13 protein-coding genes are annotated in these 13,749 nt (G+C 47.5%); 5 read left to right on the forward strand and 8 right to left on the reverse strand.

Annotation, left to right across the window (positions count from 1 at the left end; translation table 11 throughout):
* Positions 1-175: 175 nt before the first annotated feature.
* Positions 176-1,633: a PLP-dependent aminotransferase family protein gene (locus MKX40_RS25115; protein WP_339243197.1), complete on the reverse strand. Its 1,458-nt coding sequence runs from the start codon at positions 1,631-1,633 to the stop codon at positions 176-178.
* Between the two features lie 155 nt (positions 1,634-1,788).
* Between MKX40_RS25115 and MKX40_RS25120 the strand changes: the two genes are divergently transcribed.
* The 3 genes from MKX40_RS25120 (at position 1,789) to MKX40_RS25130 (ending at position 4,269) form a co-directional block, all read left to right on the forward strand.
* Positions 1,789-2,406: a pyridoxamine 5'-phosphate oxidase family protein gene (locus tag MKX40_RS25120; protein ID WP_339237404.1), complete on the forward strand. Its 618-nt coding sequence runs from the start codon at positions 1,789-1,791 to the stop codon at positions 2,404-2,406.
* A gap of 178 nt (positions 2,407-2,584) precedes the next feature.
* A complete protein-coding gene (locus tag MKX40_RS25125; protein WP_339237406.1) occupies positions 2,585-3,883 on the forward strand; it encodes an aminotransferase class I/II-fold pyridoxal phosphate-dependent enzyme in 1,299 nt (432 codons plus the stop codon).
* Between the two features lie 260 nt (positions 3,884-4,143).
* Positions 4,144-4,269: a YjcZ family sporulation protein gene (locus MKX40_RS25130; RefSeq protein ID WP_206759599.1), complete on the forward strand. Its 126-nt coding sequence runs from the start codon at positions 4,144-4,146 to the stop codon at positions 4,267-4,269.
* Between the two features lie 169 nt (positions 4,270-4,438).
* Here MKX40_RS25130 and MKX40_RS25135 read toward each other — a convergent pair whose 3' ends face one another.
* The 5 genes from MKX40_RS25135 to MKX40_RS25155 form a co-directional block, all read right to left on the reverse strand.
* Positions 4,439-5,656, reverse strand: a complete 1,218-nt coding sequence (locus tag MKX40_RS25135) for an ABC transporter permease (protein ID WP_339237408.1) — start codon at positions 5,654-5,656, stop codon at positions 4,439-4,441.
* 2 nt (positions 5,657-5,658) lie between these two features.
* Positions 5,659-6,411, reverse strand: a complete 753-nt coding sequence (locus MKX40_RS25140; protein ID WP_253440582.1) for an ABC transporter ATP-binding protein — start codon at positions 6,409-6,411, stop codon at positions 5,659-5,661.
* A gap of 27 nt (positions 6,412-6,438) precedes the next feature.
* Positions 6,439-7,812 (reverse strand): DEAD/DEAH box helicase, encoded by a 1,374-nt coding sequence (locus MKX40_RS25145; protein WP_339237413.1) that lies wholly within the window; start codon positions 7,810-7,812, stop codon positions 6,439-6,441.
* A gap of 435 nt (positions 7,813-8,247) precedes the next feature.
* Entirely contained in the window at positions 8,248-9,021 is a 774-nt protein-coding gene (locus tag MKX40_RS25150; RefSeq protein WP_339237415.1) for an SDR family oxidoreductase, read from the reverse strand.
* 56 nt (positions 9,022-9,077) lie between these two features.
* Positions 9,078-9,536: a chemotaxis protein CheX gene (locus MKX40_RS25155; RefSeq protein WP_062837913.1), complete on the reverse strand. Its 459-nt coding sequence runs from the start codon at positions 9,534-9,536 to the stop codon at positions 9,078-9,080.
* 456 nt (positions 9,537-9,992) lie between these two features.
* Between MKX40_RS25155 and MKX40_RS25160 the strand changes: the two genes are divergently transcribed.
* Together MKX40_RS25160 and MKX40_RS25165 are read left to right on the forward strand one after the other, a co-directional pair.
* Entirely contained in the window at positions 9,993-10,895 is a 903-nt protein-coding gene (locus tag MKX40_RS25160; protein ID WP_036605798.1) for a LysR family transcriptional regulator, read from the forward strand.
* Between the two features lie 30 nt (positions 10,896-10,925).
* Positions 10,926-11,735, forward strand: a complete 810-nt coding sequence (locus MKX40_RS25165; RefSeq protein ID WP_339237417.1) for a histidinol-phosphatase — start codon at positions 10,926-10,928, stop codon at positions 11,733-11,735.
* A gap of 471 nt (positions 11,736-12,206) precedes the next feature.
* Here the strand turns inward: MKX40_RS25165 and MKX40_RS25170 are convergent, their stop codons facing one another.
* Together MKX40_RS25170 and MKX40_RS25175 are read right to left on the reverse strand one after the other, a co-directional pair.
* Positions 12,207-12,839, reverse strand: coding sequence for a GNAT family N-acetyltransferase (locus MKX40_RS25170; protein ID WP_339237419.1), 633 nt, complete (start codon positions 12,837-12,839; stop codon positions 12,207-12,209).
* A gap of 167 nt (positions 12,840-13,006) precedes the next feature.
* Positions 13,007-13,738, reverse strand: a complete 732-nt coding sequence (locus MKX40_RS25175) for a metallophosphoesterase family protein (RefSeq protein ID WP_339237421.1) — start codon at positions 13,736-13,738, stop codon at positions 13,007-13,009.
* Positions 13,739-13,749: the final 11 nt, after the last annotated feature.

Raw genomic sequence — 13,749 nt, forward strand, 5'->3', positions numbered from 1 at the left:
GCCACTCCCCCTTGATAGTTAATCTCTCTGCATATGGCATCATTCTGATCTGAATCTCACATCTTCAATCAAGGCCATATGTATTTCAGCATCTAGCATCATTCAATCCAACTTGCTCATATATGATCTCTGCTCTTACAGGAGCGAAATGTCTTATCCTATTATACAGCGGAATTCACCGAAACGAAAATGTGCACTTCTCCCAGGCTATCCGCATTCGCCGGATTCCCTCTGTCATCTCTTCTTTCTCCAGATGTGCAAAAGCAAAGCAGGCCGCCGGATGACCTGAAGTCAGCCGATATCGCTCTGCATCCCGAAACAGTATGCCATCCTCCCGAGCGAACTTTTTAAACCGCTGATAACTGTCTGCATCGCCATTCCAGGTAGCGTAGATATGCAGTCCTGCATCACCAAGCTGCATCTTGAATGCTTCCGGCAACTGTAGCTCCATCTCTCGGACAAAAAAATCATGCCGTTCCCCGTATAACCGGGTTAACCGCCGTAAGTGCCTCAGGTAACCCCCTCTGGTCATAAATTTGGCCAGTGCGCGCTGCTCCAACAGCGCGGGAGGTACCGGCTCATACAGCGCCTTGGCAGCAAGGAGAGGTTCCACCAGACCAGGTGGCAATACGGCATAGCCAAGTCGGAACGAAGCAACCATCGTTTGTGAGAATGAACCGACATAGATGACACGCTGTTCACGATCAAGCACTTTGAGGGGTTCAATTGGTCTTCCGCCCCATCGGAATTCACTGTCATAATCGTCTTCGATAATGACCGCATTCCGCTTCGAGGCCCACGCAAGCAAGGCACGTCTTCTGTCCAACCCCAGCACGGCACCTGTTGGAAACTGACGGGTAGGGGTGACAAATAACGTCTGTGCCTCCCAAGGCTGCGGAATAATGCCTGCAGCATCCACATCTGCCGGGATGATGTACCCGCCACAGGACTTGACGGCATGGGCGATACCCGGATAACCCGGATTCTCCAATACAACTGCTGCATTCTCCGTAATCAGCAGTTGAGACAGTAAGGTTATGCCTTGCATTGACCCACTGAACAATACAATCTGAGATGCTTCAGCCTGGATGCCACGAGTCCATCTGAGATGGGAGGCGATGGCCTCACGCAGTTCCGGATCACCAGCTGCACCGCTCGATTCTCGCCAACCACTGCGATGAACAGCAGCGAGCGCACTCTTCCATTCCCCTAGCGGGAAATGTTCGGCAGGCATGCGCTGCATTTGAAAATCAATGACGGACGGCTTCGGTGAAGACATTGTGGTCCGCAGGACCTCATGTTGCGTATTCAACCTCTGTACCCGCTCGCCCCAGGGAGAGAGACTGAGAACGGCTTCCTGTTTCTCATTTTCCTGGGCGGATAATGTTTCGGTTACAAAGGTACCTCTTCCCCGATGCGCATGGACATAACCATCCGCAAGCAGCATGTCGTATACCTGAGCTACCGAGCCACGTGACATCTCATATTGCCTTGCCAACTCACGGGTGGAAGGAAGTCTTGTGCCTCCCGCCAATGTGCCTGCATGAATGGCATCACGTAACGCATGGTACAATGCCTCATACTTGTATCGATGCTGAAGTTCATAGGTATCCATCGGCAGCCACAATTCCATCATGCACCTCTCTTCATTCGTCTTCATTATGTATCCTGACCAATTGGCCTACTAAAGTGAATCTAAATTGGATCTATTTCATTGTCAATGTATGAACTATTGTTATCCATAAGATATGGCGTTCTATTATACATTTCATTGATGGGGGAATACACATGAGACGGAAAGAATTCACAGTAGATGAAGAACAAGAAATTACGGCATTTCTGGATCAGTGCTCCTTCGGGTTTCTGGGGACGGTCAGTCCGGATGCACAACCACGGGTTACGCCACTGAATTTCGTTTATATGGACGGTTGCTTTTATTTCCACGGCAGTCTGGCTGGCGAGAAGATGAAACAGATCAAACAGGATTCGTCGGTCAGTTTCACGGTAGCTGAAGAATTCTCCTTGATTCCATCCTATTTCAGTGATCCCGAGCTTGCTTGCCCAGCGACTTCATTCTTCAAAAGTGTCATGGCCTTCGGTCAGGCAGAACCGGTTAAGGATCTGGACATTAAGGCTAAGGTACTGCAACGATTCATGGAAAAACTCCAGCCGCAAGGCGGATATGTACCGATTGATGCTACTGACCCGCGTTACACAGGCAACCTCAAAGCTGTAGCCGTTGTAAGAATCATCCCCGAACGAGTCACTGCCAAATTTAAATTCGGACAAAATTGGTCCATTGAACGCTTGGATCATATACGGGGTGAACTGGAACAGCGCAATGAGGGACGAGATGCTGAAACCGCTGAGATGATGCAGAAATATTGTCCATTTCATCAGCAATAAATTTCATTTTCAGAGGATTCATCCAAGGATAAATTCAGCTAATTCGCACCTCGAAACCCTCTGCAACAACGCGGTAAAGTGATATAACTGTCATATTGCGTAATTTCCGTGACGGGGGCATGTCAAGGTGATATAATGTTAGGCAGTTGAATCACAAAGACTTGGAAGGATGAAAAGAATGAATCCACTGGCTGAACAGTTGAACGAAAGTATTCAGACAGGCAGCAGTCACGTCTACTCCATGCTGTCACAGCTTGGCAAAGAAATTTATTTTCCAAAAGAGGGGATTTTGAGTCAATCTGCTGAAGCAGCAAGCTTGGCCAAGACCCATAATGCCACGATTGGTATCGCCCTGGAGGGTGGTGTGCCGATGCATCTCCAGGTTATTCAGGAGAAGCTGTCTGCATTCCAGCCAAAGGATCTGTATCCTTACGCTCCACCTGCAGGCAAACCTGAATTGCGGACCGTCTGGAGAGACAAGATGCTGAAGGAGACGCCTTCCCTGGAAGGCAAAACATTCGGCAATCCGATTGTAACCAATGCATTAACCCATGGACTAAGTATCGTAGCCGACCTGTTCACCGATGAAGGGGACGCTGTCATATATCCGGATAAAAACTGGGAAAATTACGAGCTGACCTTCGGCATCCGTCGTCATGGCCAGTTGGTTCATTATCCCCTGTTCGATGATCAATTGAACTTCAACAGTGACGGTCTGCTTCAGGCGTTGCTTGATCAAAAGGACAAAGGTAAAGCCATCGTGCTGCTCAACTTCCCGAATAACCCTACAGGTTATACGCCTGGAGCCAAAGAAGCAGATGCCATTGTAAACACGATTCGTCAGGCAGCTGAAGCTGGCGTGAACGTGGTTGCTGTAACAGATGATGCGTACTTTGGGCTGTTCTTCGAAGATTCCATTCATGAATCCCTGTTTGGCAAGCTTGCCAACATTCATCCACGTGTGTTGACCGTAAAAGTGGATGGTGCAACCAAGGAAGAGTTCGTATGGGGCTTCCGCGTTGGATTCATTACGTATGCCCATGAAGATGCAGCCGTTCTGCATGCATTGGAACAAAAAACACTCGGTATTATCCGGGCAACGATCTCCAGCGGCCCGCATCCTTCCCAGACTTTTGTATTGGATGCACTCAAAGCACCGGAGTTTGAAGCACAGAAACAGGAGAAGTTCGAGATTATGAAAGGCCGCGCCAATAAAGTGAAGGCCATTCTCGATAGCGGAAAGTATGATGATGCATGGGATTATTATCCGTTCAACTCCGGTTACTTCATGTGCCTGAAGCTGAAAGAAGTTGGCGCTGAAGAACTTCGGAGCCATCTACTTCACAAATACGGCGTGGGTACAATCGCGCTTGGTGAAGCGGATCTGCGCATCGCATTCTCCTGTATTGAAGAATCCGGATTGGAAGATCTGTATGAAACCGTCTATCGTGGAGTTCAGGATCTGCGGACGACTTAGTTAAAACAGACCTGAACCCTGAATGATATAAGAACCCTCTGTATGCCGGGACGACGTTACATGTCTCCGAATATATAGAGGGTTTTTGGTTCTTTTTGTGTTTTACAACTCGCCAGATATCACTGCTACACCCGGACAGCTGCCCAAAAGCTCGAAATTCTGGCTTTACCGGGCATCGGCCCAATCAGCCCACCCCCAAGGCACATAGTATACGATGTACGCAAGGGCGTGCCAAACAACCACTTGAAAGGGGAATGACCATGTCTGGAGTTGAAGATACAAGAGGCGGTTATGGATGCGGCGGTTACGGAGGATTTACGAACACAGGTGCCATTCTTGTTCTGTTCATCTTGCTCGTTATTATCACGAAATCATTCCTCTGTTAGTACTGAATACACACACATGCGCGGAGAAGCAAGTGATCTGATGGCAACATGAAGAAGGGTATTCCGGGACACAGCCCGGAATACCCTTCTTTGTTGTTCTATTAATGATCACCGTCCAACTCAACCACCATCTGGGCTGGAGTGAGGTACATTAGGTTCAATCATTCGTTCACTCATCTTCCTCTTCCTTCAACCACTTGTTGCCTTGCGAACGGCGCATAATCACAATCACCAGTATGCCCAAAATAAGGGCTACTCCGGTGACAGTCAGTCCACTCGCTCCGGCAGCCAGCATAGGCAGCCACATGAACAACGCAGCCAACGCATGTAGATGGAATATGAACCCCAACACCTGAGAACGACGACTCTCTCCCGAGATCGGATAGATCATGATCCAGAACGATTCACTATGACTGCGGCGCAGCGCACCAAGCTGTACACCTGCAAGCAACAGGAAGAACAGATACACGCCTACACCAAAGTAGCTGCCTGCTGTCCACCAGGATAGTAACATGCCCAATACAACTAGGCGCAACACGATGGAGAATACTTCGGTTCGAATAAACGTTTTGGTTATTAAGTAACGGTAAGCTTTCCCCGCGTTCCATGGAAGACCGCTCCCCCATTTGCTAAGCCAACGACGCGAACTTACTTTCTGTCCGGATGAAGGTACATCCACAAACCAGCCGAGCGTCCGCATCACCCTGCCAGCCTGCCCCTGCTCCACCTGAATCAGTCGTTCCCACGCTACCCTATGTTTCACCGGTATACGCAAGGCGACGATATAGACGACAGCCAGTAACAGCAGGAACCATACGCTGCGCTGTGGTGGTTGCCACAGCCATGCGCCAACCGCCAGCACTGCCAGAGCCCAACGCAAGAGACGATATGCTCTTGATGCCCCGACCTGAACCATTCTTAGCTCTTGCCATGCTCCATAACTGGACAGCCCTTTCCACAGCAGCAGGAATACGATGAACCAGCCAAATGGCCGTGCATCCAGATCTGCTCTAACATAGAGAGGCCACAGTGTAACAAACACAAGCAGCAGACCCAGACTTTTATAGATGATGCCCCGGGCAAAGCTGTTCTTCAAATATTCCTGCATCCGGTATTCCTGTGGTCGCAGGAACACAATATCTGCCGGAAGCAGATATGTACGATAACTGCTAAACAGCACCAGTGGCGCGAGCAGTAACAATGCAATCCAGCGAATCGGGAATTCTGCGGGAATGTTCTGAACAAACGATGTATACCAGGCGGAGAACGCAATGACGAGAAATAAAAAGACCATAGCTACACCGCTCTGGATGACATATCCCAGATAAGGAAGAATTCCGTTCCAGAATCCTGTGCGTCTTTGCTTCCATAGCAGCTTGAGATCCATGCTCAATCCCTGCCTTGTACTAGGGAATAGAACATGTGCTCCAGCGTGGCATCCGATTCCCCGAATTGAAGGCGCAATTCATTCAATGTCCCTTGAGCAATCACCTGTCCGCGGTGCAGAACAATAAAACGGTCACAATAATTTTCAATCGTGGACAGAATGTGTGAACTCAGCAGGATGGATGATCCCGAAGCTTTCATCTCAAGCATAAAATCAAGCAAGGAGCGAATACCCAGCGGGTCCAGCCCCAGAAAAGGCTCATCAATAATGTACAGTGGCGGTCCTGCCACAAAAGCACACATAATCATGACCTTTTGCCGCATGCCCTTGGACAGGTGAGTCGACAGACTTGTACTTTTTTCATTCATACGGAATAATTGCAGTAATTTCTCCGTACGTTGCTTGAAGTCAGCCTCCGACACATTGTACGCTCTTGCCGTAAACTCCAGGTGCTCCATTACCGTCATCTCATCATACAGTTCAGGTGATTCCGGTACGAATGCCATGGCCGATTGATAGATCTGGGCATCCTCGTCCCGCTTCTTGCCCATCACTCGTACTTCACCCTGTTGAGGTGTCATCAAGCCGAGAATATGTTTCATGGTTGTACTTTTGCCAGCACCGTTTAAGCCGATTAGTCCAACCATCTCTCCACGTCCGACTTCCAGATCGATACCGTGAAGGACCGGCCGTTTGGCACTATAACCTCCGCTTAGCCCGCTGATTTGCAGAACAGGCGATTGAACATTTTCCATCTATTCCTGCACCCCTTTCGTCAGATTCTATTCTTCGGAGCGTGGCGTTTTGTCTTTACTCCACTTGGGTGCTCCCTTGTTTTTACGATCCTGATCTCGCTCCGTGCGTCCTGTATTGCCAGCAGGTTTGCTGCCCGATGGACGCGAATTGGAAATCGTAGCTCGGGTACCGCCATTGCGGCTGCCCTGACCTGGTTTACGATCTCTGGATTGTCCTGGTTTTCTGGAGAACGAATGTCCCTCCGGGCGCGTATCCGGACGCGGATCAGCCTCCAATACTTTACCGCCGAAGAGTACACGTTCTGACAGTTCGATTCCAAGCTCGCGAGCGAATTTGCGCATAATGAAAATCTGAGTTTCATCCACAATGGAGAGTACAATACCCGAACGTCCCATTCGGCCTGTACGACCTGCGCGGTGAACATAGTGCTCCGAATCAAAGGCAGGGTCATAGTTAATGACCATTGGCAATCCTTCGATATCCAGTCCTCTGGCAGCGACTTCGCTGGCAATCAGCAATTGCAGTTTGCCATTACGGAAGGCAGACAATACGTTACTTCGGGTCACTTTGTCAGCATCCCCATACAGTGCAGCAGCGGACAAGCCCAGATGATTCATTTTTGCTTCCACTTCACCAATATCTTCGGTTGCATTCACAAATACGATTGCGCGATCCGGATTATACTGTCTAACCAGACGACGCAGCATGTCGATTTTGTTACGGTTTTCTTCTACAAAATAATAATGCTCAAGGCCCGCAGCCGTAGCGCGATCCGGTTCGATTCCGATCTGAACAGGCTCTTTCATCTCACGCTTCGCGAGTCCAGCCGTATGCTCATCAATCGTTGCGGACAGGAAGATCAACTGACGGTCCCGCAATGCGCTTTTGAGTACAAAGTTTACGTCACTTACGCCACCAAGTTGGAACACTTGGTCCGCTTCATCGATAACAATCGTAGAGACGTTGTGCATTTTCAGTTTTTTGAGTGTAATCAATTCCTTCAGTCGTCCCGGTGTGCCCACAACCAATTGTGGATGCTCACGCAGCTTCTCGATCTGACGTTTTGCCGCCGCGCCACCAATCAGACCCAATACACCAATTTTGCGTTCTTCCCCGTAGCGCTGTGCCTCACGTACAATCTGCATCGCCAGCTCTTGTGTAGGTGCAATAACGAGTTTCTGCGTACCTTTGACATCCATTTTGATGGATTGTAGCATTGGCAGGAGATATGCCAGCGTTTTCCCTGTTCCCGTCTGGGATTTGGATACAACATCCCGGCCTTCCAGAATAACTGGTATGGTCTGAGCCTGTACAGGTGAAGGTTCGTTAATGCCATGTTTCGCCAAAACGGCCTCCAGATCCTGTTCCACGCCAATTGAAGCAAATGTTTGATTCGTCATGTATGTCCATCCTTTTAAATTATTCATTTTGATGTTATATAAGTTCAACTAATCATTATTTACACTGACACTTCGAGGACAGAACAACCTTCCGATCACTGTTATCCCCAGCTTTTTTTGATTCCTTTTTTAAAAGGAAAAATCCGTTGATAAAGGTGAAGCGTATGCTTCCGATGCAGCTTTCTTTCAGAAAGCTTTTAGCTTCGCTTCTTCAGGTTATTTCTGTCCTCTCCGTTATTGTGTAAATGTTAGTTGAACATATAAGTTGCTTGTACGGATATAACCGAAGCCTGTCATCACATTACCTTTCATTATATGCGAAAAAAGCCCGTGTACCAAATCTTATTCCAGGATTGTATGTAAACACGCCAAAAAAAAGAAAAGCCCCTCGGCGGAGCCTTTCTCTCATCCCGTATATGATGCCTCGTATCACATTTACTTCTGATTCATTACACCGTGCGACAATCGATCTGCAAGACGAGGAAATAGCTGGTACAGCCATATGCCAGCAGAAGCAAGTCTTGGCAGATTCACTTCTTCCTTGCGCTTTTTCATTGCCCGAATCATATGACCCGCAACATCTTCCGGTTTCAACATCATCCAACGTACATTATTCACATAATTGCCAGATGGGTCAGCCCGTTGGAAGAATGGTGTATCAATCGGACCTGGATTAATCGTTGTCACCATGACGCCGGTCTTGCGAAGCTCTTGACGAAGCGCATTACTAAATCCGAGCACAGCATGTTTCGTTGCTGTATAGGAAGCGGATTTGGCTGTACCGATTTTGCCAGCCATCGAGGCCACGTTCACGATCTGACCTTTGCCCCGTTCCAGCATTTGTGGAAGCACTGCTTTGGTGCAGCGGACAATGCCCATGTAATTCACGTCCATCATCTCATCGAATTCCTGTACAGACATCTCCGTCATTACCGCGAATTTCCCGTAACCAGCGTTGTTCAACAAAATGTCGATTCGTCCGTATTTATGCAATATTGCCTCCACAGCTGCCTGAACCTGCTCACTATCCGTAACATCAAGTGTGAGTAATTCATGCGGCCCTTTCAGCGAAGCACCAATCTCTTCCAACTTGTCCCGCGAACGGGCAGCCAGAATCGGGATGGCTCCTTCTTCTATCAGCATCTGCGCACACAGCGCACCGATACCACTCGATGCACCTGTAATAAACACTACCTGGTCTTTCAGCATACCCGATGTCCTCCCGTATTGAACACATATTGCCTCTTGAGGCATATGGCTCTATTCTACGAGATCATGACCTGAATATCCATCTCACCAATGCCATCCATCAGCAAAGGAATGCTCAGTGCTTTTGTTGCACTAAATGTGGTCAGATGTTCGGACTTCATCACTTGTGGAGGTGTAATATCAACTACAACACCCTGGTTCGACAGGATGGTGCTGGCATTACCACTGATCATATTACCCAGTTCCGAAATTGCACTTTTGCTCATTTCATCCATCTCTGTAATGACAAAACCGCCCATCATTGCAGATACAATTTTCAATGCAACTTGTTCATTGATTCCAAATACTATGTTTCCGCTAAGTTGTCCAGTCATTCCAATCACGATCCAGACATGGTCTGCAATGAACTCTACATTTTTCACGCCAAGACTCCCGGTGGAAGGCGAAACCTGGATGAGCTGTTCGAATACGTTCCGTGCCGATTCCAGGAAAGGATTAATCACTTCCGCTTTCACTGTCTATGTCCCCCTCACACTGGGTTATTGGTCACACACCAAAAGTCCCATATTCATTAAATTTATTATACTTTATCACGTACAAGAATTCATTAAGAATTCGTTAAATCATGTGTACTATAATTTATCGTCATCCGTGGGGCAAATGTTTATAGCTGATTCTAGCGAATAAACGGAGCTTTTCACTTCTTTTGAAGAAAGCATTTCGATCATCGTGCGTGGTAAAAGGCATTTAGGACTTTATTACTGCTTTTTCATAACTGTTAAAAAAATCAAATTCTTGTATTCACGTTTTTTTCACAGTCTCTTGAACTACTTTTACTCCCGATAATTCCCTTCATTGCTCTGCTGTCCTGAATCACCTATAATTTAAGATAACGGAACAATAACCAGTTACGGGATTTCATCACACCACATCTACATATCGAAGATACTTTTCCTGCAAGGAGGCCACCTATGAACATAAGCCAACTGGAGACACTAATTACCATTTCCAAAACGATGAGCTTCCGCAAAGCGGGTGAACTTCTCAACTTGACTCAGCCTGCCGTCTCAGCCCAGATCAAAAGCCTCGAAGACGAATTCAGCACCGTTCTTGTGGATCGTAACCAACCCGTTACCCTCACAGACCGTGGACAGGTATTTCTGGAACATGCTGAACGGATGCTCGACATCGTTGATGAGTTGAAACAAAAATTATCTGATCTCGATGAAACGCCTCAGGGACGGATTGTGTTAGGCACAACGACTTCCATTGCTATTCAGATCTTGCCAAGGGTGTTATCCTATTTCCAAGATCAATTCCCGCTCATCAAAACCAGTATTCAATCCCTTCCTTCATCACAGATCTATACCCAGGTCGAAAATGGTCTGGTTGATATTGGTATCGGTTATCTCACGGAGCGTAATCCCAACCTGAATACGTCTGTGCTGTACTATGACACATTTGAACTCGTGGTATCTCCTTCCCACCCGTTGGCGAAGAAAAAACATGCTGCAGTGGATGTACTCCGGAGCACTCCATTGATTCTGCTGTCTCCTGATACCGTAGGGCGACGATTTACGGAAACCATTTTCAAGAAACATAATATTGAACCCAATATTGTAATGGAGTTGTCCAGCAGCGAAGAAGTGAAACGGATGGTCGAAATTGATCTCGGGGCAGCTGTCATCTCCAAACAATCTGTTGCGCATGAGTTGCGTCAAGGTACATTGCGTATGATACCCTTAAGTGAGCTGGAGGTCAGTCATCCTGTTGGTGTCATCTATAAGTCCAGCCGGTACCTCAACTCCGCGATGCAGCAATTCATAAGTGACCTCAAAGGCATGCCGGAAACCCAATTCATCAGTTCAGAATGACAATGAGCCATGAGAAAGGAAGGATTCCATATGAAATTTGATCTTCATACCCATCATTTTCGTTGTGGTCACGCAGACGGCAACATCCGCGATTATATAGAGGCAGGTATTAAGGCAGGGCTTCAGGCCATCGGGATCTCGGATCATACGCCATACTTTGGCAGTGAGCTTGAGCAGGCATTTCCACGGATCGCAATGGGCAAGTCTGAATTGCAGCATTATGTGAAAGAAGTCCTTGCTCTGAAAGAGGAGTACGCTGGTAAAATCGATGTGTTACTCGGCATTGAATCGGATTACTTCCCTGTTCATGCAGAATTGTACCGTACCACACTGGGACAGTATCCTTTTGACTATATTATTGGTTCCGTTCATCATACCGAGGATGTAAGCATCTTCAACAAAACGCGGTGGAACGGACTGAGCGATGCTCGCAAAGTTGAAGTGAAAGAGAGCTATTATTCATTAATCCGGCAATCGGCACGCAGCGGCATGTTCCAGATTCTTGGACACATTGACGCGATGAAAGGAAATTATCCACCGTTCTCCGAAATTATTGCGGATCAGGCCATTGATGAAACGTTGCAGGTCATTGCAGAATCCAATGTAGCGATCGAAATTAACACATCTGGCAAAACCAAACTCAGCGGTGGCTGGTACCCTTCAGATGCCATTCTGGAACGCGCCCATCATTATGGGGTGAAGGTGACTTTTGGATCGGACGCTCATAAACCACAGCGGGTTGCAGATGAGCTGGATGATGTTCGTACACGTCTGCTGGAGATCGGATTCACTGAATGGGTGTATTTTAAGCAGAAACAGATGCAGGTTGTATCACTGTAAAAAATATAGAACCACAGGTAACCCCCACAGCGCGCTTGTTTACGCCGTGGGGGTTTTGTATTGCCCTATATAAGGAAATATAATTAAATTTTACACGATAACGAAGAGGACTGAATAACGTGAAGAAGCGAAGCGGTCGCCTAAAAGCTTTCTGAAAGAAAGCTGCATCGGAAGCATACGCTATCAACAGATTTACCCTTTTCAAAAGGAAATCAAAAAACCTGGGGATAACAGTGATCGGAAAGTTATTCTGTCATCGGAGTAGCCAGTGTAAATACCCCATAGTTAACTTATATGGACAAAAAAAATGAACCCGCTCGCGCGGGTCCCAACAGCATTATCTATTATCAAAAAGGGGGTCATGAGATAAGTTTACCCCCTGTCTGTTAGAGTTCAATTGCAGCTATATTTCAATTGTGTAACAAATGATTGAAGTTCGATTCTTTCACGTTTTACTACTCTTACTCTATGTTATTGCGGCTTGTCAGATACCAGTGTGTGCAAGTCTTTCTCCTGAAGCGGGCGTACGTATTGTTCCCGATACATGCTATACACTTTAACATCCATCAGAGATTCTGATCCTTCGTCATCCTCATCATGCAGTCCAAATGAGGGAAGACTCCGTTCGTAAGTCATTCCTATTTTGCTTAGCACCCGTTGTGACGAAACATTGGCCTCATAACAACGTGCCTCCACCCTCCACAGATGAAGATCGTCAAATCCAAACTGCAGCAGCCGTTGTACCGCCTCGGTAGCCACACCTCTGCCCCAACAGGACCTGTTCAGGATATAACCAATCTGTGCGGTACCATTCTGATCATTCCAGTGCTGGAAAGAGGTAATCCCAATGACCTGTTCCTTACCTCTCCAGCAGATCCCATAATGTAACGAATCCAGCTTGGCACTGCTGCTTCGTATCTGGTTCAATAACCGTCTCGCCCTGATCGGTGTGGGCTGGCTTCCCCGATTCACATATCGTATGACTTGAGGATCGGAAAAAAGTTCCGATAATGTGCTGTAATCACTTTGACGCAATGCTCGCAGGACAAGACGCTCTGTCCACAAAGCCGGCAGACCTTGAACCAGCATTTTTCGGGTAAGCATGACAATCGCTCCTTTTGCCTAACGGGCTTGAGTCCGGTAAGACAAGCATGCTCTGAAGGTGATCCGGCGTAATATCATATAAACGAGTCCACGAACTTTAGTATTCGCATTATAGTATTAACATATTGCATCATTCAATTCCTAACGCTAAAGAGCCCAGGTGTTGACTACTCCTGCAACCCGCGGTAGATGCCCGTACGAATCTCACGGATATAGAAATCCAGTGCCGGAACATTCGCGGACTGCGCAATCTGTACTTCTCGCTCAATATCATAAGGTACCCGCACAAATTGAACATTGAACGGGGTATTGCTATCGTTGCTCTCTTCACCCTCCAGAATACAGTAGGAAGCCTGGGGAAGATCTAGCGGATTACCGACACTGCCTGCATTAAACAGTAATTTTCCATTCATATACTGCAAATATGCATTATGCACATCCCCATAACCTACAACATCTGCAACACCTTGCACAGACTCATCAGTCGGAGAATCAAACATCGCCAATCTCTTTTCCATTGCGTCCCAAGGCTGCACACGATGGTACACACTTTGAGGTGATGCGTGGACCAAACGGATGGTGCGACCGCTCAGTTGAAATTGATGACTGAAGGGCAGGCTCGCCAAATACGCCAATCGTTCCTCACCCAACCGTTCTGCTTGCCACGTAAAGTTCTCGTTGTCCTGGTTAACCGCAACCAGTTCATCCCAGTTACCGCGGATGACAATTTCACACGCCGCTCTAATCCCATCCACAACCTGCACCGGTTCTGGTCCCTTGCCCACGAGGTCACCAAGACAAAAGATTCGCTTTACGCCGCGACTTTTGATATCTTCCAGCACTGCTTCCCAGGCAGTCATGTTGCCATGAATGTCGGATACAATCGCAATTCGTTCCATCTGGATAACCT

Origin of the sequence: Paenibacillus sp. FSL R5-0517 (assembly GCF_037974355.1) — a bacterium.
Lineage (GTDB): Bacteria > Bacillota > Bacilli > Paenibacillales > Paenibacillaceae > Paenibacillus.

Excerpts from the sequence above, each read along its gene's own strand:
- MKX40_RS25120 (WP_339237404.1), top strand. The coding sequence starts at position 1,789 with ATGAGACGGAAAGAATTCACAGTAGATGAAGAACAAGAAATTACGGCA.
- MKX40_RS25125 (WP_339237406.1), top strand. The coding sequence starts at position 2,585 with ATGAATCCACTGGCTGAACAGTTGAACGAAAGTATTCAGACAGGCAGC.
- MKX40_RS25150 (WP_339237415.1), bottom strand. The coding sequence starts at position 9,021 with ATGCTGAAAGACCAGGTAGTGTTTATTACAGGTGCATCGAGTGGTATC.
- MKX40_RS25170 (WP_339237419.1), bottom strand. The coding sequence starts at position 12,839 with ATGCTTACCCGAAAAATGCTGGTTCAAGGTCTGCCGGCTTTGTGGACA.
- MKX40_RS25165 (WP_339237417.1), top strand. The coding sequence starts at position 10,926 with ATGAAATTTGATCTTCATACCCATCATTTTCGTTGTGGTCACGCAGAC.
- MKX40_RS25115 (WP_339243197.1), bottom strand. The coding sequence starts at position 1,633 with ATGGAATTGTGGCTGCCGATGGATACCTATGAACTTCAGCATCGATAC.
- MKX40_RS25160 (WP_036605798.1), top strand. The coding sequence starts at position 9,993 with ATGAACATAAGCCAACTGGAGACACTAATTACCATTTCCAAAACGATG.
- MKX40_RS25140 (WP_253440582.1), bottom strand. The coding sequence starts at position 6,411 with ATGGAAAATGTTCAATCGCCTGTTCTGCAAATCAGCGGGCTAAGCGGA.
- MKX40_RS25135 (WP_339237408.1), bottom strand. The coding sequence starts at position 5,656 with ATGGATCTCAAGCTGCTATGGAAGCAAAGACGCACAGGATTCTGGAAC.
- MKX40_RS25130 (WP_206759599.1), top strand. The coding sequence starts at position 4,144 with ATGTCTGGAGTTGAAGATACAAGAGGCGGTTATGGATGCGGCGGTTAC.
- MKX40_RS25175 (WP_339237421.1), bottom strand. The coding sequence starts at position 13,738 with ATGGAACGAATTGCGATTGTATCCGACATTCATGGCAACATGACTGCC.
- MKX40_RS25145 (WP_339237413.1), bottom strand. The coding sequence starts at position 7,812 with ATGACGAATCAAACATTTGCTTCAATTGGCGTGGAACAGGATCTGGAG.